The 18,849-nt window shown below is 70.1% G+C and carries 17 protein-coding genes; 8 read left to right on the forward strand and 9 right to left on the reverse strand.

Annotation, left to right across the window (positions count from 1 at the left end; genetic code table 11):
- Positions 1–1,428, reverse strand: a 1,428-nt coding sequence (locus RAC69_RS13125) for a phytoene desaturase family protein (protein ID WP_375087196.1), incomplete at its 3' end; no start/stop codon positions are given.
- 41 nt (positions 1,429–1,469) lie between these two features.
- On the opposite strand from RAC69_RS13125, the gene RAC69_RS13130 reads away from it, so the two are divergent.
- A complete protein-coding gene (locus tag RAC69_RS13130) occupies positions 1,470–1,955 on the forward strand; it encodes a hypothetical protein (RefSeq protein WP_375087197.1) in 486 nt (161 codons plus the stop codon).
- Positions 1,956–2,007: 52 nt separating this feature from the next.
- Here RAC69_RS13130 and RAC69_RS13135 read toward each other — a convergent pair whose 3' ends face one another.
- On the reverse strand, positions 2,008–3,243 hold the full coding sequence (locus RAC69_RS13135) for an acyl-CoA dehydrogenase family protein (RefSeq protein ID WP_375087198.1): 1,236 nt from the start codon (positions 3,241–3,243) through the stop codon (positions 2,008–2,010).
- A gap of 94 nt (positions 3,244–3,337) precedes the next feature.
- A complete protein-coding gene (locus RAC69_RS13140) occupies positions 3,338–4,000 on the reverse strand; it encodes a TetR family transcriptional regulator (RefSeq protein ID WP_341935198.1) in 663 nt (220 codons plus the stop codon).
- 142 nt (positions 4,001–4,142) lie between these two features.
- Here RAC69_RS13140 and sucC point away from each other — a divergent pair, with 142 nt between their 5' ends.
- Together sucC and sucD are read left to right on the forward strand one after the other, a co-directional pair.
- The gene (gene sucC / locus RAC69_RS13145) at positions 4,143–5,309 is read left to right on the forward strand and encodes an ADP-forming succinate--CoA ligase subunit beta (RefSeq protein WP_096714262.1); all 1,167 of its coding nucleotides are present in this window, start codon (positions 4,143–4,145) and stop codon (positions 5,307–5,309) included.
- Between the two features lie 18 nt (positions 5,310–5,327).
- Entirely contained in the window at positions 5,328–6,230 is a 903-nt protein-coding gene (gene sucD, locus RAC69_RS13150) for a succinate--CoA ligase subunit alpha (protein WP_096714261.1), read from the forward strand.
- A 143-nt stretch (positions 6,231–6,373) separates the two neighbouring features.
- On the opposite strand, the gene RAC69_RS13155 is transcribed toward sucD, so the two are convergent.
- Entirely contained in the window at positions 6,374–7,831 is a 1,458-nt protein-coding gene (locus tag RAC69_RS13155) for an NCS2 family permease (RefSeq protein ID WP_375087199.1), read from the reverse strand.
- A gap of 91 nt (positions 7,832–7,922) precedes the next feature.
- Between RAC69_RS13155 and RAC69_RS13160 the strand changes: the two genes are divergently transcribed.
- The 3 genes from RAC69_RS13160 to purH are packed head-to-tail and all read left to right on the forward strand — an operon-like array spanning position 7,923 to position 11,621.
- The gene (locus tag RAC69_RS13160) at positions 7,923–9,332 is read left to right on the forward strand and encodes a DUF6350 family protein (RefSeq protein WP_375087200.1); all 1,410 of its coding nucleotides are present in this window, start codon (positions 7,923–7,925) and stop codon (positions 9,330–9,332) included.
- A 43-nt stretch (positions 9,333–9,375) separates the two neighbouring features.
- Complete coding sequence (gene purN / locus RAC69_RS13165) at positions 9,376–9,957, forward strand: phosphoribosylglycinamide formyltransferase (protein WP_375087201.1); 582 nt, start codon at positions 9,376–9,378, stop codon at positions 9,955–9,957.
- 56 nt (positions 9,958–10,013) lie between these two features.
- Positions 10,014–11,621 (forward strand): bifunctional phosphoribosylaminoimidazolecarboxamide formyltransferase/IMP cyclohydrolase, encoded by a 1,608-nt coding sequence (gene purH / locus RAC69_RS13170; protein ID WP_375087202.1) that lies wholly within the window; start codon positions 10,014–10,016, stop codon positions 11,619–11,621.
- A gap of 66 nt (positions 11,622–11,687) precedes the next feature.
- Here the strand turns inward: purH and RAC69_RS13175 are convergent, their stop codons facing one another.
- The 5 genes from RAC69_RS13175 to RAC69_RS13195 all read right to left on the reverse strand — a co-directional run bounded on the left by RAC69_RS13175 (position 11,688) and on the right by RAC69_RS13195 (position 16,039).
- A complete protein-coding gene (locus tag RAC69_RS13175) occupies positions 11,688–12,455 on the reverse strand; it encodes an SDR family oxidoreductase (RefSeq protein WP_341935194.1) in 768 nt (255 codons plus the stop codon).
- Positions 12,456–12,534: 79 nt separating this feature from the next.
- On the reverse strand, positions 12,535–13,233 hold the full coding sequence (locus RAC69_RS13180; RefSeq protein WP_375087203.1) for a triose-phosphate isomerase: 699 nt from the start codon (positions 13,231–13,233) through the stop codon (positions 12,535–12,537).
- On the reverse strand, positions 13,230–14,036 hold the full coding sequence (locus RAC69_RS13185; protein WP_375087204.1) for a sugar phosphate isomerase/epimerase family protein: 807 nt from the start codon (positions 14,034–14,036) through the stop codon (positions 13,230–13,232). Before RAC69_RS13185 ends, RAC69_RS13180 begins: the two co-directional genes overlap by 4 nt.
- Positions 14,037–14,088: 52 nt before the next feature.
- Positions 14,089–15,540: an L-fuculokinase gene (locus RAC69_RS13190; RefSeq protein ID WP_375087205.1), complete on the reverse strand. Its 1,452-nt coding sequence runs from the start codon at positions 15,538–15,540 to the stop codon at positions 14,089–14,091.
- Position 15,541: 1 nt separating this feature from the next.
- Positions 15,542–16,039: a YjbQ family protein gene (locus RAC69_RS13195; protein ID WP_375087206.1), complete on the reverse strand. Its 498-nt coding sequence runs from the start codon at positions 16,037–16,039 to the stop codon at positions 15,542–15,544.
- Positions 16,040–16,157: 118 nt separating this feature from the next.
- Between RAC69_RS13195 and RAC69_RS13200 the strand changes: the two genes are divergently transcribed.
- Together RAC69_RS13200 and RAC69_RS13205 are read left to right on the forward strand one after the other, a co-directional pair.
- Positions 16,158–17,066: a LysR family transcriptional regulator gene (locus RAC69_RS13200; RefSeq protein WP_375087207.1), complete on the forward strand. Its 909-nt coding sequence runs from the start codon at positions 16,158–16,160 to the stop codon at positions 17,064–17,066.
- Between the two features lie 118 nt (positions 17,067–17,184).
- Complete coding sequence (locus RAC69_RS13205; protein ID WP_375087208.1) at positions 17,185–18,735, forward strand: APC family permease; 1,551 nt, start codon at positions 17,185–17,187, stop codon at positions 18,733–18,735.
- Positions 18,736–18,849 lie beyond the last annotated feature (114 nt).

The raw sequence follows: 18,849 nt of genomic DNA on the forward strand, positions 1-18,849 counted from the left end.
GGCTCGTTCGCCGGCGTCCGCGAGCGCTGTGCGCGCGGCGTGCCACCCGGCCATGCCGTTGACGCCGGGACCGGGCGGGGTCGACGAGGAGGCGAGGTACACGCCGCGCATCGGAGTGCGCCACGGGGCCACGCTCAGCACGGGCCGCCGGATGGCCTGCGGGATCGTGAAGGCGCCGCCGAGGATGTCGCCGCCGATCTCGGCCGGGTTGACGGCCTCGCGTGCCGAGGCCGGTACTGCGTGGTGCGCGAGGATGAGGTCGCGGAAGCCCGGGGCGAACCTCTCGACCTGCCGGGTGACGAGCTCGGTCGGGTCGAGGTCGGAGTTCGCCGGCACGTGGATGTATGCCCACAGCACGGCCTTGCCCTCGGGGGCGCGCGTCGGGTCGAGAACCGACGGCTGGACGGTGAGCACATACGGTCGGTCGCTGACCCGGCCGCGCGCCACGGCGTTCTCGCTCGCGGCGACCTCGGCTCTCGTGCCGCCGAGGTGCACGGTGGGCGCCCGGGCCACGTCGGGGTTGGTCCAGGGGATGGGCCCGTCGAGGGCGAAGTCGACCTTCGCGGCGGCGGCGCCGTAGCGGTATCCCTGGATCGCCCTGGCGTAGCGGTCGGGGATGTCGGGGTGGGTGAGCAGCAGCCGCGGCGACGTGTTCAGCAGCAGCAGGTCGCCGGCATCCGGGTCCCCCCAGTCGAGATCGCCGAGATCGGTGACGTGGACCCCCGACTCGACCGTGCCGCCGTGCGCCTCGATGTCGGCGACCATGGCGTCGGCGATGCGCTGGGCACCGCCGCGCGGGTACATCCAGCCGCCGGCGTGACCCGCGGCAGCGAGCAGCAGCCCCGCGGCGGAGGCGGCGAGCGACGGCATCCGCGCCGGTGCGTGCGCGAGCACGCCGGAGATGAGACCGGCGGCCTCGTCGGTGCGGAACGAGAGGGAGGCGAACGGCGTGCCCTGGTCGATCATCCGCAGGCCGAAGCGCAGGGCGGTGAGCGGCTCCCGGGGGATGCGCAGCATCTGATTCCCGGTGAAGTCGACGACGCCCTCGATGTGCCGACTCAAGGGGCGCAGGAGAGCCAGCCAGGCCTTGCCGTCGACGCCCAGTCCCGCCGCGGTCTTCTCGATGTCGTGCCAGGCGACGCCCGCGCGGCCGCCGTCGAGCGGGTGCGCGTACGAGATGTCCGGCACGATCCAGTCGATGCGGTCCGCGAGCCCGAACGCCTGGAAGAACGGCGACGACAGTGCGGCGGGGTGCACGGCCGAGCAGACGTCGTGCACGAAACCGGGCAGCGTCGTCACGGCGCTGCGGACGCCGCCGCCGATCGTGTCGGCCGCCTCCAGCACCCGCACCTCGTAGCCGGCGCGGGCGAGGGAGACCCCCGCCGCAAGGCCGTTCGGACCGGATCCGATGATCGTCGCGCGAACCATGCCGCCAGTCTTCCACGTCAGGACGTGAGATCCTGGAGGAGATGAACGAAGTCCAGGGCCCGACCCCCACCGGAACCTCCCGTCCGTACCGATCGCTCCGCGAGGCGCTCCGCGCCCACCGCATCGCCGAAGAGAACCACGAGTTCATCACGGCGATCACGGATGCCGTCGGCATCTCCTCCTACATCGACCGCGGCCGGTACATCGAGGCGATCCGTCGCGGTGAGGGCGCGAGCCTGCACATCGGGAAGACCTACACCAACGGCTTCGCCGAGGACGAGGTCATCGTCGTCGGATCGACGCCGCTGCGCCTGCGGGCGAGCGAGGGTCGCGCGCCGTACTTCTACGTCACGCACCCGAGCGAGTTCCGCCCGATCGCGCCGGTGAAGGCGAAGCGGTCCTCGACGCCCCGCGCGGCCGCCGCACCCCGCGTCGCGACGACGCCCAAGCCGGTGGAGCGCGACTACGGCGTCTGCGACGTGTGCTTCATGGTGAAGACGCCGGCCGGCGGCTGCGGCTGCGACTGACCGGCACGTCCCGCGTCATCTCGGCGTTCACGCACCCGCGTCGCGGGAGCGCTCAGGCGAAAGCGCTCCTGCCGGTGATGTCGCGCCCGAGCAGCAGGGCCTGCACGCTCTCCGTCCCCTCGTAGGTGTGGATCGCCTCGATGTCGGCCATGTGCTGCATCACGCCGTACTCGAGCAGGATCCCGTTGCCGCCGAGCAGGTCGCGAGCGGTCGACGCCACCCGCCGCGCCGCGCGGGTGTTGTGGAACTTCGCGAGCGACGCCTGGGTGGGCCGCAGCAGGCCTGCGGTCTCGAGGTCGGCGAGGCGCCGGCAGTACAGCTGCATCGCCGTGAGGTCCTCCAGCATGTGGGTCAGCCGCTCCTGCACCATCTGGAAGCCGGCGAGCGGCTTGCCGAACTGCACCCGCTGCGTGGCGTACGCGAGGGCGGCCTCGTAGCAGGCGGTCGCGTGCCCGAGTGCCGACCAGGCGACTCCGGAACGCGTCGCGTACAGGACGATCGAGGCGTCCTTGAAGCTCTTCGTACCAGGCAGCACCGCGTCGAGCGGTACGCGCACGTCGTCGAGGCGGATGTGTGCCTGGTGGATCGCCCGCAGCGACGCCTTGCCCCGGATCGCGGTGCCCGTGTACCCGGGGGTCTCCTGCTCGACGAGGAAGCAGCGGACGGCCCCGTGCTCGGCGGCGGTCTCGTCGTCGACGCGCGCCCAGACGAAGGTGATGCCGCCGGAGGCGCCGTTGCCGATCCACTTCTTCGCTCCGCGGATGACCCACTCCTCGCCGTCGCGCCGGGCGACCGTCTCGAGCGACACCGAGTCGGAGCCGTGGTCGGGCTCGGTGAGGGCGAAGGAGCCGAGGACCGAGCCGTCGGCGAGGGCCGTCAGCCAGCGCTCCTGCTGGGCGGGCGAACCGAACAGGGCGAGGGTGCGCAGGGCGAGACCGCCCTGCACGGCGAGCACGGTGCCGAGAGACCCGTCGCCCCGCGAGATCTCCATGTTGACGAGGCCGGCGGCGAGCGGCGAGAGGTGTGTGAGGGCCGGATGCTCGATCCCGTCGACGACGAGGTCCATCTCGCCCATGCGGCGGGCGGCGTCGAGGGGGTACTCGGCCCGGTCCCAGGCATCCGCCATCTGCGGCCCGACCTCGTCGATGTACGCCTTCGCGCGGTCCCACGCCGCACGGTCGGCCTCGGGGATGTCGGCGAACACCGCGTAGTAGTCGCTGTCCTGCCGGGCGGTGATGTCGTACGAGGCGATCCGCTCGCCGGGGACGGGGGAGGCTTCGGTGCTCATGGGGACTCCTTCGTGGACCTGAGTATCGTACTCCTCGGTACTCGGTTTCACGAAGGCGGGCGCGCGGACGGCCGTCGCCCGGGTCGGCGTGGGGTCAGTCCAGCTGCGACCGCAGGCGGCGGGTGATCTCCGCGACCGGCATCGACCGGGGGAACACGGCGACCACGACGTCGTCGGGGGCACCGGTCTCGGGCTCCGCCGGCACGCCGTAGCGGCGTCGCACATCGGCGAGGGCGGTCTGCAGGGTCGACAGCGGCACCTTCTTCTTGCCGCGGAGCAGCTGCCGCAGCACGTGGTTGTGCACCGCGGTGACCAGGGCGGCGAAGCCGACGGCATCCAGAGGGTCGACCCCGGGCAGCGCGCTGCGCAGGTAGTCGTCGAAGAGGCGCTCGTAGCGGAACACCGTGATGATCTCGCGCTCGCGCAGCACCGGCACCTGACGCACCACCTGATAGCGACGGCGGGCCAGCTCCGGGTCGCGTGCGAAATGCGCGAAGACCGATTCGGATGCTGCGCACACCGCGCCCCACGGGTCGTCATGCCCTTCGGCGAGGTACTCGCGCAGCTGGCCGAGCATCACCTCGTGGTCGGCGAACACGACGTCCTCCTTGCCGCCGAACTGGCGGAAGAACGTCGACCGGGAGACACCGGCGGCCTTCGCGATCTGCTCGACGGAGGTCTGATCGAAGCCCTGGGCCTGGAAGAGCTCGAGTGCTGCGGCGACGACGGCGTCGCGCGAATCGGAGAAGTCTCGCATAGCGAAAGCCTAGAACCTCCGTGGCCTCGCGCCAGCGGTTCCCGCGCTCCGGGGCGCTCAGGCCGAGGTAGTAGGCTGGGGGACTGGTCGATGTCTCGACATCGAGAGAATTACCAGACAGCAGCCCAGTGAAGGAACCACAGTGGATCTGTACGAGTACCAGGCACGAGACGTTTTCGAGAAGTACGGAGTGCCGGTCCTCGCCGGCATCGTCGCGGACACCCCTGAGGAGGTGAGGGCGGCAGCCGAGAAGATCGGCGGAGTGGTCGTCGTCAAGGCTCAGGTGAAGACCGGCGGCCGTGGCAAGGCGGGCGGCGTCAAGGTCGCCAAGACCCCCGACGAGGCGTACGAGGCCGCGAAGGCCATCCTCGGCCTCGACATCAAGGGCCACGTCGTCAAGCGCGTCATGGTCGCGCAGGGTGCGCGCATCGCCGAGGAGTTCTACTTCTCCGTGCTGCTCGACCGCGCCAACCGCTCGTACCTGAGCCTCTGCTCGGTCGAGGGCGGCATGGAGATCGAGGAGCTCGCGGTCGAGCGCCCCGAGGCCCTCGCCCGCGTCGAGGTCAACCCGCTGACGGGCATCGACAAGGAGAAGGCCGTCGAGATCGCCCGCGCGGCGAACTTCCCCGAGGACCTCGTCGAGAAGGTCTCCGACGTCTTCGTGAAGCTGTTCGACGTCTACAAGGGCGAGGACGCGACGCTCGTCGAGGTCAACCCGCTCGTCCGCACCGAGGAGGGCGACATCATCGCCCTCGACGGCAAGGTCACGCTCGACGACAACGCCTCCGAGATCCGTCACCCGGAGCACGAGGAGCTCGAGGACAAGGACGCGGCCGACCCGCTCGAGGCAAAGGCGAAGAAGTCCGGCCTCAACTACGTGAAGCTCGACGGCGAGGTCGGCATCATCGGCAACGGCGCTGGGCTCGTCATGTCGACGCTCGACGTCGTCGCCTACGCCGGCGAGAACCACAACGGCGTCAAGCCAGCCAACTTCCTCGACATCGGCGGCGGCGCCTCGGCGGAGGTCATGGCCAACGGCCTCGACGTCATCCTCGGCGACCCGCAGGTCAAGAGCGTCTTCGTGAACGTCTTCGGCGGCATCACCGCGTGCGACGCCGTCGCGAACGGCATCAAGGGCGCCCTCGAGACGCTCGGCTCCGCGGCCTCCAAGCCGCTCGTCGTGCGCCTCGACGGCAACCGCGTCGAGGAGGGACGCGCGATCCTCGCGGAGTACGCGCACCCGCTCGTCACCCTGGCCGCCACGATGGACGAGGGCGCCGACAAGGCCGCCGAGCTCGCCAACGCCTGAGACTGAAGGACTAGAAGAATGTCGATCTACCTCAACAAGGACTCCAAGGTCATCGTCCAGGGCATCACCGGCGGCGAGGGCACGAAGCACACCGCGCTCATGCTGAAGGCCGGCACCCAGGTCGTCGGCGGCGTCAACGCCCGCAAGGCCGGCACGACCGTCTCGCACACCGACAAGGACGGCGCAGCCGTCGAGCTGCCCGTGTTCGGCTCGGTCGCCGAGGCCATGAAGGAGACCGGCGCCGACGTGTCGATCGCCTTCGTTCCCGGCGCCTTCACGAAGGACGCGATGATCGAGGCCATCGACGCCGAGATCCCGCTGCTCGTCGTCATCACCGAGGGCGTTCCCGTCGGCGACTCGGCCGAGGCCTGGGCGTACGCCCAGAGCAAGGGCAACAAGACCCGCATCATCGGCCCGAACTGCCCCGGCATCATCACGCCCGGTGAGGCGCTCGTCGGCATCACCCCGGCGAACATCACCGGCAAGGGCCCGATCGGCCTCGTGTCGAAGTCGGGAACCCTCACGTACCAGATGATGTTCGAGCTGCGCGACCTCGGCTTCTCGACCGCCATCGGCATCGGCGGCGACCCGGTCATCGGCACCACGCACATCGACGCGCTCGCTGCGTTCGAGGCCGACCCCGAGACCAAGGCCATCGTCATGATCGGCGAGATCGGCGGCGACGCCGAGGAGCGTGCCGCCGACTACATCAAGGCGCACGTCACGAAGCCGGTCGTCGGCTACGTCGCGGGCTTCACGGCTCCCGAGGGCAAGACCATGGGTCACGCAGGCGCCATCGTCTCCGGCTCCGCCGGCACCGCCCAGGCGAAGAAGGAGGCCCTCGAGGCCGCCGGCGTGAAGGTCGGCAAGACGCCGTCCGAGACCGCAGCCCTGATGCGCGAGATCGTCGAATCGCTCTGACGCGCTAAGCTGGACGAGAAGGCCCCGGGCTCCACCCCGGGGCCTTTCTCATGCCCGGCGACGGGGGTGTGCAGACACCGAGCCCGTCCGCAGACACGAAGAGGGGCGGATGCCGCAGCATCCGCCCCTCTGTCATGGTGCGATCAGGCGACGCCGAACAGGGCCTCGATGGGTCCGCGAGCGAAGAAGAGCACGAAGCCGACCGCGACGACCCACAGCAGCGGGCTGATGCGCTTCGCCTTGCCGGAGAGGGCCTGCACGAGCACCCAGCTCACGAAGCCCGCTCCGATGCCGTTGGCGATCGAGTACGTCAGGGGCATCACGGTGACCGTGAGGAACACCGGCAGCAGCACGCTGAAGTCGGTCAGGTCGATGTACTTGATCTGCGCCATCATCATCGCGCCGACGATCACGAGGGCTGCGGCCGCGATCTCGGTCGGCACGATCGACGTGAGCGGTGTGAGGAACATCGCCAGCAGGAACATCGCGCCCGTGATGACGTTCGCGAAGCCGGTGCGCGCGCCCTCGCCGATGCCGGCGCCGGACTCGATGAACACGGTGCTCGACGACGACGAGGTGCCACCGCCGACGATCGCGCCGACGCCCTCGACGACCAGCGCCGACTTGATGCGGGGGAAGTCGCCCTTCTCGTCGGCGAGGTTCGCCTCCTTGGCGAGGCCCGTCATGGTGCCCATCGCGTCGAAGAAGTTCGAGAACACGAGGGTGAAGACGATCATGACGATGGCGACGAGGCTGACCTTGCTCAGGTCGAAGCCGAAGTCGACGGCGCCGACCAGGCTCAGGTCGGGAAGGCTGAACGGCACGCCGGAGAGCGCGGGGACCGTGAGGCCCCATCCGCCCGCGTTGCCCTCGGCCGCCGCGCCGAGGTGCCAGACCGCCTCGACGATCACGGCCAGCACGGTGCCGGAGACGAGACCGATGAGCAGGCCGCCCTTCACCTTGCGGGCGACGAGAATGCCGGTGATGATCAGCGTCACGATGAACAGCACCGTGGGGACGGTGGCGACGGATCCGCCGACACCCAGGCCGACGGGCGGGGATGCCGAGCCGGTCGCGGTGACGAAGCCGGAGTTCACGAAGCCGATGAAGGCGATGAACAGGCCGATGCCGACCGTGATCGCGATCTTGAGCTGGAACGGCACGGCGTCGAAGATCATCTTGCGCAGGCCGGTGACCGCGAGCAGCACGATCACGACACCGTTGATCATCACGAGCGCCATCGCCTCGGGCCAGGTGACCTGCCCGACGACGGAGAACGCGACGAAGGCGTTGATGCCGAGACCGGCGGCGAAGCCGAACGGCAGGCGCGTGATGACGCCGAAGAGGATGGTCATGATGCCGGCGGTCAGGGCCGTCGCGGCACCGACGGCGCTGAAGTCGAGCGTGTTGCCGTCGACATCGGCGGAGCCGGACAGGATGATCGGGTTGAGGATCACGATGTAGGCCATCGTGACGAACGTCACCAGGCCACCTCGGATCTCGGTGCCGAGGGTGGAACCGCGCTTGCTGATCTCGAAGAAGCGATCGAGCGCGTTCGCCGGTTCGGTCTCTGAGGTGGTGGGGGACGGGGCAGTTGACATCGGGGAACCTCCGGAGGAGACGATATCGTGTCCGCCGCACCGCGCGCGCCCGCGGGCGGCGACGGCCTTCTCGTCGTAGTCTCGAATCGTCATGCAACGCCTCCTCGTCGCGCTCCTCGCCGCCTTCGACGCCGCCATCGCGGCCGCCGTCGGGCTCGCTGCACTGCTGGCGCCGCTCACCCTGCTCTGGACCCTCGCCTTCGGCGCGACGGCCGACTGGGGGGCGCTGTGGCCGCTCGCCGGCACCCTGTGGCAGTTCGGTCACGGAGCGCCTCTCGACATCGAGATCGGCACGGAGGCGCTGCGGGCGGCTGGCGTCGCTCCGGATGCCGCGGTCTTCACCCTGTCGGTGACGCCGCTCGCGTTCCTGCTGTTCACGCTCCTGTTCGCTGCGCGCTCCGGCGCCCGTGCTGCTCGGGCAGGGGCGTGGGTGCTCGGCGTCGTCTCGGGCACCGCGACGATGACAGTGATCGCCGCCGCGGTCGCGTTCACGGGCCGCCTCGCCGCGGCCGAGACGCCCCTGCTCCTCGCGATCGCGCTGCCCCCTGTCGTGTATCTCGTCGGCGCGCTCGTCGGCGCGGTACGCGTCGCCTGGCAGGACGGCGACGGCAGCGTCGTCGACCGCATCCACGACGTCGTGGACTCCTGGGGCGGATGGGGGCCCGTCCCGGCATCCGTCGCCCGAGGCGCCGCGTTCGCGATCACGACCACGGTCGCGATCGCCGGACTCGCGCTGGCGATCCTCACGCTCGTCAGGGGAGGCGAGGTGGTCGCCCTGTTCCAGGCGACGCGGGTCGACGGCCTGGGCGCGACGGTCATCACCCTCGGCCAGCTCGCCTACCTGCCCACCATGCTCGTGTGGACCGCGTCGTGGCTCGCCGGCCCCGGTTTCTCGGTGGGCGTGGGCTCCGCCGTCTCGCCGGCCGGGACGCAGCTCGGGGTCGTGCCCGGGATCCCCGTGTTCGGGCTGCTCCCCGAGCACACCACGATCTGGATGCTGATCGTCGTGCTGCTCCCGATCGGCGCCGGCGCGTTCGCCGGGTGGGCCGTCCGCTCGCGGCTCGTGTGGGAGGGGACGCCGCTCCATACCGCCCCGCGCGCTGTCATCGCGGTCGGCATGGGAGCCGTCACGGCGATCGTCGCCGCGCTCGCCGCGGTCCTCGCCTCCGGGTCGATCGGGCCGGGCCGCCTCGCGGAGGCCGGCCCCGCGCCGCTCCCGTTCTCTCTCGCGCTCGGCGGCGAGGTGATGCTGGGCGCGGCGATCCTGCTGCTGTCTCCGCGTCACCGCGACGAGGTCGCCGAAGAGCGCACCGACCGGTGGATGGCCGCGATGACGGCATCCGACACCGCATCGGCCGACGCAGTCGCCATCACGTGGGACGACGGCGACCGCCGGTCGTGGGAGGACCCGGAACGCTCGTCGTGGACGGATTCCGACCCGTCCGACCAGGCGACGGAATTCCGGCTGCCACGCCGCGATCCGGCCGATCCGCTCGCCTGACATGCGGTGCGGGCCGGCGTGCCGCCCCCGGTAGACTGGGCGCGTGCTCACGGTCGCCGTTCTCATCTCGGGCACCGGCTCGAATCTTCGTGCCCTTCTCGAGGCCGCTCGCGACCCCGATTTCCCCGCACGGGTCGTCGTCGTCGGAGCCGACCGGCAAGCCGACGGGCTCGCGCACGCCGAGGAGTTCGGCATCCCCAGCTTCACCGTGCCGTGGCACGAGCATGAGAGCAGGGAGGCTTGGGGGGAGGAGCTGGGCAACCAGCTCGCGGTCTGGAATCCCGACCTCGTGGTGCTGAGCGGTCTCATGCGACTGCTGCCCCACGACCTGGTCGCCGCCTACGCGCCGCGCCTCATCAACACGCACCCCGCCTACCTGCCGGAGTTCCCCGGAGCGCACGGCGTCCGCGACGCACTGGCCGCGGGCGTCGCCGAGACCGGAGCGAGCGTCATCGTCGTCGACGACGGCGTCGACACCGGACCGATCCTCGCCCAGGAGCGCGTGCCCGTGCTCGACGGCGACACAGAGCACACCCTCCACGAGCGCATCAAGCCCGTCGAGCGGCGCCTGCTCATCGACGTGGTGCGCCGCATCGCGACCGGTGAGCTGTCGCTCACCTCCTGAAACCGCACCACCACGACCTCTCGCAGCACCACGACCTCTCGCAGAAGGAGCACTTCATGGCCGGCCCCCGCCACGACTACTCGCTGTACCGCGACCGCGACACCGTCCGGATCCGCCGTGCACTCGTCTCGGTGAGCGACAAGACCGACCTGCTGGTGCTCGCGAAGGCGCTCGCCGACGCCGACGTCGAGATCGTGTCGACCGGCTCGACCGCCGCGGCGATCCGCGAGGCCGGATACGACGTGACCGACGTCGCTGCGGTGACGGGCGTCGCCGAGATGCTCGACGGCCGCGTGAAGACGCTGCACCCGAAGGTGCACGGCGCCGTGCTCGCCGACCTGCGCCTCGAGGACCACGAGCGTCAGCTGGCCGACCTCGGCATCGAGCCCTTCGAACTCGTCGTCGTCAACCTGTACCCGTTCGTCGAGACCGTCGCCTCGGGTGCCGAGGGCGACGACGTCGTCGAGCAGATCGACATCGGCGGTCCGGCGATGGTCCGCGCCGCGGCGAAGAACCACGCGAACGTCGCGATCGTCGTCTCGCCGCAGTCCTACCCCGGCATCATCAGCGCCATCGAGGCCGGCGGCACCGGGCTCACGCAGCGGCGCGAGCTCGCCGCGCGCGCGTTCGCCCACACCGCGGCCTACGACACCGCGGTCGCCTCGTGGTTCGCGGAGGGCACGCTGAACGACGGCGGCGACCTGCCCGCGCACCTCACGATCCAGGCCGAGCGCCTCGCGACGCTCCGCTACGGCGAGAACTCGCACCAGCGCGGTGCGATCTACACGCGCTCCGGCGGCCACGGCATCGCCCAGGCGACGCAGCTGCAGGGCAAGGAGATGTCGTACAACAACTATGTCGACGCGGATGCCGCGCTGCGCGCCGCGTACGACATGGTGAAGCCGGCCGTCGCGATCATCAAACACGCCAACCCGTGCGGCATCGCGACCACGGCGCCGAACGCCCTCGACCCGATCGCCAGCGCCCACCTGCGCGCCCACGAGTGCGACCCGGTCTCGGCGTACGGCGGAGTGATCGCCGCGAACGGCACCGTGACCCTGAAGATGGCCGAGAACCTCAAGGACATCTTCACCGAGGTGATCGTGGCTCCGTCGTTCGAGCCCGCCGCGCTCGAGGTCTTCAAGGCGAAGAAGAACCTGCGTCTGCTGCAGCTGCCCGCCGACTGGCAGCAGGAGCGGATGGACGTGCGCCTCGTCTCGGGCGGACTCCTGCTGCAGGACGCCGACCGCTTCCCCGACGACATCGGCTCGGTCGCGAAGAACTGGGAGCTCGTGTCCGGCGAGCGTCCGAGCGACGAGGAGATGGAGAACCTCATCTTCGCGTGGAAGGCCTGCCGCGCCGTGAAGTCGAACGCGATCGTGCTCGCGAAGGACAACGCGACGGTCGGCGTCGGCATGGGGCAGGTCAACCGTGTGGACTCCTGCCGCCTTGCCGTGGAGCGCGCCGGCGACCGCGCGGCCGGGTCGGTCGCGGCATCCGATGCCTTCTTCCCCTTCGCCGACGGCCCCCAGGTGCTCCTCGACGCCGGCATCACGGCGATCGTGCAGCCGGGTGGATCGGTCCGCGACGAGGAGGTCGTCGACGCCGCGCGCAAGGCCGGCGTGACGATGTTCTTCACCGGGGAGCGTCACTTCTTCCACTGAGACTCTCTGCACCGAGACCCCCTCCCGCCGATGTCGGCAGGAGAGGGTCTCGCGGTGCGGCAGGACTCAGACGGCCGTGTAGCCGCCGTCGATGACGATCTGCTGCGCCGTGAGGTAGCTCGACGCATCGGACGCGAGGAAGATCACGAGGCCCGTGAGGTCTTCCGGAGTCGCCATGCGGCCCTGCGGGATGCGGGCGACCCAATCGGCTTCGAGCTCGGGCTCCCGCTCGAGGATCTCCTTCGTGAGGTCGGTGAGCACGTAGCCGGGCGCGATCGAGTTGACCCGGATGTCGGAGGCGGCCCACTCGACGGCGAGCGATTTCGCGAGGTGGGCGACCGCGGCCTTGGACGAGTTGTACGACGCCGCCCACTGCGGCACGTTGACGATCTCGCCGGACATCGACGAGATGAGCACGGCGCTGCCCGGAACCCCCGCGCGCAGCAGCCCGCGTCCGAAGGCCTGGGCCGAGAAGAACGTACCGGTGAGGTTCACGTCGATGACCTTGCGCCAGTTGCGCGCCGACACGTCGATCGAGTCCTCGTTGATCTCGATGCCCGCCGCCGTCAGCAGCACCTGCGGCACGCCCAGCTCGGCGGCGATCTCGTCGAAGACCGCGTCGGTCGCGTCCTGATCGGTGACGTCGAGACGCCGTCCGATCGCCCGCACGCCGAAGTCTCGCGCGATCGCCGCTGCCGATTCGTCGACGACGTCGAGCAGGTCGAGCAGGGCGATGTCCGCCCCTTCGGCCGCCAGCGACCGCGCGACCGCGAGCCCGATGCCTCGTGCGCCGCCGGTGATGACGGCTGTCCTGCCCTTCAGGCTGGTGTCCATGATGATGCTCCTTGTCCGGTGTTTCCGAGGTGGTGGTCGTAGGTGATGGTCGTCAGTGGAGTGCCGGGGTGATCGGCGGTCAGCCGGCGCGGGCGGCGTCCCAGCCGGCTCGCGCTGCGCGGATGAACTCCGCAGCGGCGACCGCGGGGTCCGCCGACGAGAGGATGCCGCTGGTCGAGCCGGTCGCATCGGCGCCGGCCGTCATGATGCGCAGCGCGACGTCCGGTGTCGAGACGCCGCCCGCGTGCACGGCCAGCACGCCCGGACCGGTCTCGTGGATCGCTCGCGTCGACGGCCCGATCCAGTCACGGGCGCCTGTGCCTTCCGCGCCGATCAGTGACGGCGGCTCGAAGAGAACGGCAGAGGGATGCTGGCCCGCGAAGCGGCGGGCCTCGGCATCGGTCCCCGCGCACACGATCGTGGCCAGGCCGACCTCGTCCGAGCGCCGCAGGGCGTGTTCCAGGGCATCGTCGTCGAGCGGATCGGCGTCGTGGTTGAGCATGACACCGGCGGCTCCGGCGTCCTCCAGCGCCTCTGCCGTCACGCGATTCATGGACGGGCCGAGCGGCTCGGCATCCATCCCCTGCGCGAAGACGAGCACGCCGCTGTCGAGCGCGACGATCGGCGCGATCATGGCGGTGGGCACGGTGAAGACGACGGCGATGCCGTGCGCGCGCCCCGCGCGACCGGCGGCGACGGCGAGCTCTTCGAGCTGGGTGCGCCGCAGCAGGTTCTTCGGCCCGATCTCGAAGAACGGCGCGCTCAGCGCCGGGCTCATGAGCCGATCAGCTCACGGAGGTATGCGGCAGTGCGGGGCAGTGTGACGGCAGGGTCTCCGTTCGTCGAGCACTCCAGGTTCAGCGAGCCGGTGTAGCCGACGTCGCGCAGAGCGTCGATGATGCCCGGCCAGTCGAGGTGTCCGTCGCCGGGCAGCAGCCGGTTGCTGTCGCCGAGGTGCACGTGCACGATGCGGTCTCCGCCGTCGCGCAGTGCCTGAACGGGATCCGACTCCTCGATCGACATGTGGAAGAGGTCGGGGAGCAGGCCGGCGTTCGGGTGGTCCACGGCCTCGATGATCCGCAGGTTGTCGGACACCCGGTTGAGGTAGCCGCTCTCGTAGCGGTTGATCGGCTCCAGGAGCACGCGCGCATCCGTGCCGGCGACGAGGCCGAGCATCTCGGCGTAGAACTCGACGAAGGCGTCGCTCTGCGCGGCGCTCAGCTGGCGGTGCACGTCGAACAGCGGCAGCGGATCCTGCGCCCCGTACTCGAACTCGATCTCCATGACAGCGCCGATCTCGGCGCACACCGACGCGCTCTCGCGGTACATCGCGCGGCAGCGCTCGCGCAGGTCCACGTCGTCGGACATCGCCTTGCCGTAGATGTCGTCGACGAGCACGAACTCGACCGGACGCACACCGGTGCGCTCCTGGAGCTGCGCGACCTCGCGGCGCACGGCGGGGGTCCAGTCAGCGAAGGGCTGGAAGACGGCGATCGCGTCGTAGCCCCAGTCACGCAGCAGGTCGGCCTTCTCGGTCAGGGTGCTCCCCGGCACCATCGGGGAGGAGCAGCAGAGGTTCATGGTGGTCGTTCCGTTCGTGTCGTCTGTCGTTTCGAGAGGAGGAGGGATGCTGTCACTCGCCGTACAGGCGGTGCAGCGCGCGGGCGAACCGGTCGTAGCGTGCGGCCCTGTCGAGGCCGCCGGCCCGAGGCCGGTACCGGGTCGATCGCGGAGCATTGAGCGCTGCGACGTCGTCGAGCGAGTCGATCCGGCCTGCAGCGCGCAGTGCCAGGGCAGCCGCGCCGCGGCACGTCGCCTCGAGCTCGTCCGGGACGATCACCTCGACGCCGCAGACGTCGGACTTCAGCTGGGTGAGGTAGGCGGATGCCGCGCCGCCGCCGGTCGACACGACCTCGCGCGCGGCGGGGTCGAGGTACTCGACGTTCCGCCGCACCAGGTGCGCGATGCCCTCCTCGACGGCGTAGGCGAGGTCGACGCGGTCGTGCGACAGGTCGAGGTCGACGAAGGCGCCCTTGGCGCGCGGGAGGAAATCGGGCGGGCTGACGCCTGATAGATACGGGAGGAACAGAGGAGGGTCGGCGAGCACCCGGTCGGCGAGCGCGGCTTCGAGGTCGGCGTACGGCATCCCTCCGAGTCCCTGCGTGCGGAACCATTCCAGCGCGATGCCGCCCGTGTCCGAGGCATTGAAGAGCACGGTGTCGCCGTCGGAGAGCCCGCGATGGAACGACACCCGGCGTGCGGGATCGAAGCGCCAATCGCGCTGCAGAGCCGAGACCGACAGCACCGTGCCGGCGGATTCGCTCACGGCGCCCTCGACATAGGAGCCGGTGCCGGCCATCGCGCAGAAGTGATCGAGAGCGCCGATGTTCACGCGGTAGCCGGCGGCGGGCGGGAGCAGCCCCGCGACCTCGTCGGACACCCGGCCCACGTCGGTGCCTGCCGGCACGACCTCGGGAAGCATGTCGGGCGAGATGCCGCAGTGCTCGACCATGTCCGACCAGTACCGGCCGGCCCGCACGTCCCACAGGTAGGTGAACCCGCGGGTCGTGACCTCGCCGATCGGCGTGCCGACGAGGCGGCGTACGAGGTCGTCCTTGATCATCGACACCGAGCTCGTGCGGCGCAGGCTCTCGGGCTCGTGAGCGAGGAGCCAGCGGAGCTTGGCGGCCGGCCACGTCGCCGACGCGGCCGGCTCGCCGGTCACGGCGAAGGCCTCGTCGCCGCCGAAGTGCTGTTCGAGCTCGGCGGCTTCGATCGTCGCGCGGTCGTCGAGCCACGACATCCCCGCCCGCACCGCGTCGCCGCGGCCGTCGGTGAGGACCAGGGACTCCGCCTGCCCGGTGAGGGCGATCACGGCATCCTGTCCGCTCGTGTCGATCTCGCTCGCGCAGCGGCCGATGAGATCGAGCACCGCGGAGAGGATCCGTCGCGGATCGAACTCGACGCGCACGCCGTCGCGGTCGTAGTCGACGGGTGCCGCGGCCGTCGCGAGACGGTGAAGCTCCTCGTCGTACAGCACGACCTTGAGGTTCGTGGTGCCGAGGTCGACCGCGTAGATCAGCACGTCAGTCTCCGATGAGCTGGAAGTGCACGGTGCGGGTACGGGCCCTGACCGCGTCGAGGTCGCCGAAGTAGATGCGACCGAACTCGCCGAGCACGACCTCGCCGTCGACGATCGGCATGCTCTCAGACCGACCGAGGATTGACGAGAGGATGTGCCCGTCGGTGTTCAGGCCCCACTCCGGCAGCTCCCCGCGGAGCTCGGCCGCGTTGCGGATGTGGATGGGTCCGGGGTGCAGGTACTGACCCTCGTGTCGGGTCGGCGGTGCGATCTTCGCCAGCACGTTGAGGGTGTCCTGCAGCAGCAGCTGCGTGCCGTAGTACGTCGTGTCCTCCGACTCCTCCTGCAGCAGCACGCAGCACGAGGTGTGGGCGGAGTAGGCGACGGCGATGCCGTCGCGCACGCCGGAGGAGCGCGCGAACTCCCGCATCCGATCGGTCACGTCGAAGAACTCCTGACGTGCCGGGGTCTCGATCGTGAACGAGTGGTGGTGGGCGGTCATGGGAGGCTCCTGTCTCGACCGTGCTGCTGTCGGCTTCAGTCTGGGGCGGGGGAGCGGCCGGACGGAAAGACCGAACGGCGATGGTCACATAACCTGCACCTATCAATAGGATGTCCGCATGCGATCGCTGCCCGACGTGAACCTGCGTGCCCTGCGCTATTTCGCGGTGCTGGGCGAGGAACTCAACTACCGGCGCGCGTCGGAGCGGCTGTTCATCAGCCAGCCGGCCCTGTCGGCCGCGATCCAGAGCCTCGAGCGGATCATCGGCGACCGGCTGTTCGACCGGGACACGCGCTCGGTCACGCTCACCGCGACGGGCCGGGAATGGCTGCCGCACGTCGAGAGGGCTCTCGCGGAGGTCGACGCGGCGCTCGAGGCGGTCGTCACGCTCATCGACCACGCCCACGTGCGCCTCGGGTATCTGATCGGCACCGGGGCCGACCTGCTGTTCGAACTGCTGGACGGCGTCGAGAAGGCGCTGCCGGGCGTGACGATCGAGACGATCGAGTTCGACTTCTCCGACCCCACGGCGGGCCTCGCCGGCGGGCAGACCGACATCGCACTGCTGCGCCCTCCGGTCGACGTGCCCGACATCGCGATGGCCGTGGTGGCGGAGGAGACCTGGGTCGCGTGCCTGCCGCGCACGCACCGGCTCGCCGACCGGGACGAGCTCCGCATCGACGAGCTGCTCGACGAGCCGATCATCGTCGCGCCCAAGTCGGCCGGCCAGTGGCGGGACTTCTGGTTCGCCGCCGACGCCAGGAGAGGGAGGCCGCCGCAGATCGCCGCCGAGGCCGCGACCTACGAAGCCGAGGTCACGCTCGTCGCCCGAGGGGTCGGCATCAGCTTCACGACGTCCTCGATGGTGCGGTTGTACGACCGACCAGGGCTGCGGTTCGTGCCGATCGTGGACCGCCCGACCAGCTACACGGCGGTGGCGTGGCGACCCGACCGCTTCACGACACCGGGACGACGCCTCGTCGAGCACATGCTCGGGAACGCGCCGGCTGGTGAGGGGTCGGACTGATCGACGGAGGTTGTCGGGACATAAGAGTCTCGACCTTCCGCCGTCCTGGGCGTGCTCGCTTCACTGGGCAACAGCGAACGGTCACCCACGACCTCAGCAAGGACGCTAGGAGAGCCCCATGGTCGATTCCCGAACACCGCAGGACCCGCCGGTCACATCGCTGACACCGCCTCCGCGTCGATCCGACGAGGATGAGGACGCCCGCCTCGCCGAGTTCGGCTACTCGCAGAAGCTCGACCGGTCGGTCGGCCGCATCGCGTCGTTCGCGATCGGCTTCTCGACGATCAGCGCCACGACCGCCGTCTTCACCGGCTTCTCGGCCGGCTACCTCAACGCGGGCGCCCCGTTCATCTGGACGCTCTTCCTCGCCATCCCCGTGTTCTTCATCTGGACGCTGATCGCCGCGGACATCGCCGGCAAGATCCCGCTCGCCGGGTACGCGTACCAGTGGACGAGCCGACTCAACGGGTCGACCTTCGGCTGGTTCACGGGCTTCTGCGCGCTGATCGGCTGGATCAGCGGCATGACGAGCCTCGGTTACATCTTCGCGGGGTATCTCGGCAGCGTGTTCGGGTGGGAGCTCGAACAGCGCGAACAGATCCTCATCGCGGTGGCCGTGGTCGTGGTGTGCGTGCTCATCAACGCCTACAAGGTGCGTCTTGCCACGTTCATCAACAACATCGGCGTGGGGCTCGAGCTGGTCGTCACCGTCGTCGTGACGCTCATCATCGCGCTCGTGCTCATCTTCGCGCCCGAGAACGCCCAGCCGTTCTCGTCGCTCTTCGTCGGCAAGAGCCCCGACGAGACCGTGCCGTACATCGTCGCCTGGTTCACCGCCGCGCTCGGGCCGTTCTTCGGTCTGGTGGGCGTCGAGGCCGTCGCCGATGTCGCCGAGGAGACGAAGGACGCCCGCCGTGTCATCCCGCGCACGATGTTCTACGCCTTCGCGGTCTCGTGCGTCATCGAGTTCGCCATGTATCTGGTCTACGTGCTGGCGATCAAGGACGCGGATGCCGTGGCCGGATCCAGCGCGCCGATCGAGGAGATCATCAGTCAGCAGCTCGGCCCCGTGGTCGCCCGGATCGTGATCGCGATCGCCCTCACGAACATCCTCGTCTGCCTGCTGTCGAACGTGCTCGTCGGCACCCGCCTGCTCTACTCGCTGTCGCGCGACAACATGATGCCGTTCTCCCGAGCGCTGCGGCACGTCGCGCCCAAGCGCAAGACGCCGTCGACCTCGGTCATCACCCTCGGCGTCGTGTCGGTGCTGCTGCTGCTGTCGGCGCTCGTCAGCCCGCAGGCGTTCAACTACTTCCTCGGGATCGCGACGCTGGCGTTCTTCACGACGTACCTGCTGCAGACCATCGGTCTGCTCATCGCGGCCGTGCGGGGACGCATGCCCGCGCCGGAGAAGGGCGCGTTCGATCTCGGGCGGGCCAGGATCCCGCTGCTCGTGATCGGCGTCGTCGTCTTCGCCGGGGTGGACCTCGCGCTCGTCTTCCTCCCGCCGTTCGCGGGCAACGCCTACGTCTTCGCCGGCATCATGGCGCTGGCCCTGGTCTGGTGGCTGCTGGTGCTGCGGCGTCGGCTGCGGAATGGCGAGGCCGGTCCTCGCTATGCGCAGGACCACCCCGACGAGGAGATCCGCGCCGTCTCCGACGCGGTCTGACGCTCTCGCCTCGACCCCGGCTCGCATCCGGACCCCGGCCCGCTGACGTCAGCGGGCCGGGGTCTTCGGTGTGTGCTGGGGCCTCGACCGCCGTCCACAGCCGTGTCCGATTTC

The organism is Microbacterium sp. LS_15 (assembly GCF_041954735.1).
Classification (GTDB): Bacteria; Actinomycetota; Actinomycetes; order Actinomycetales; family Microbacteriaceae; genus Microbacterium.

Coding starts and splice junctions, on each gene's coding strand:
- RAC69_RS13130 (WP_375087197.1), top strand. CDS start 1,470: ATGAACGAAGTCCAGGGCCCGACCCCCACCGGAACCTCCCGTCCGTAC.
- RAC69_RS13135 (WP_375087198.1), bottom strand. CDS start 3,243: ATGAGCACCGAAGCCTCCCCCGTCCCCGGCGAGCGGATCGCCTCGTAC.
- RAC69_RS13140 (WP_341935198.1), bottom strand. CDS start 4,000: ATGCGAGACTTCTCCGATTCGCGCGACGCCGTCGTCGCCGCAGCACTC.
- sucD (WP_096714261.1), top strand. CDS start 5,328: ATGTCGATCTACCTCAACAAGGACTCCAAGGTCATCGTCCAGGGCATC.
- RAC69_RS13155 (WP_375087199.1), bottom strand. CDS start 7,831: ATGTCAACTGCCCCGTCCCCCACCACCTCAGAGACCGAACCGGCGAAC.
- RAC69_RS13160 (WP_375087200.1), top strand. CDS start 7,923: ATGCAACGCCTCCTCGTCGCGCTCCTCGCCGCCTTCGACGCCGCCATC.
- purH (WP_375087202.1), top strand. CDS start 10,014: ATGGCCGGCCCCCGCCACGACTACTCGCTGTACCGCGACCGCGACACC.
- RAC69_RS13175 (WP_341935194.1), bottom strand. CDS start 12,455: ATGGACACCAGCCTGAAGGGCAGGACAGCCGTCATCACCGGCGGCGCA.
- RAC69_RS13180 (WP_375087203.1), bottom strand. CDS start 13,233: ATGAGCCCGGCGCTGAGCGCGCCGTTCTTCGAGATCGGGCCGAAGAAC.
- RAC69_RS13185 (WP_375087204.1), bottom strand. CDS start 14,036: ATGAACCTCTGCTGCTCCTCCCCGATGGTGCCGGGGAGCACCCTGACC.
- RAC69_RS13195 (WP_375087206.1), bottom strand. CDS start 16,039: ATGACCGCCCACCACCACTCGTTCACGATCGAGACCCCGGCACGTCAG.
- RAC69_RS13200 (WP_375087207.1), top strand. CDS start 16,158: ATGCGATCGCTGCCCGACGTGAACCTGCGTGCCCTGCGCTATTTCGCG.
- RAC69_RS13205 (WP_375087208.1), top strand. CDS start 17,185: ATGGTCGATTCCCGAACACCGCAGGACCCGCCGGTCACATCGCTGACA.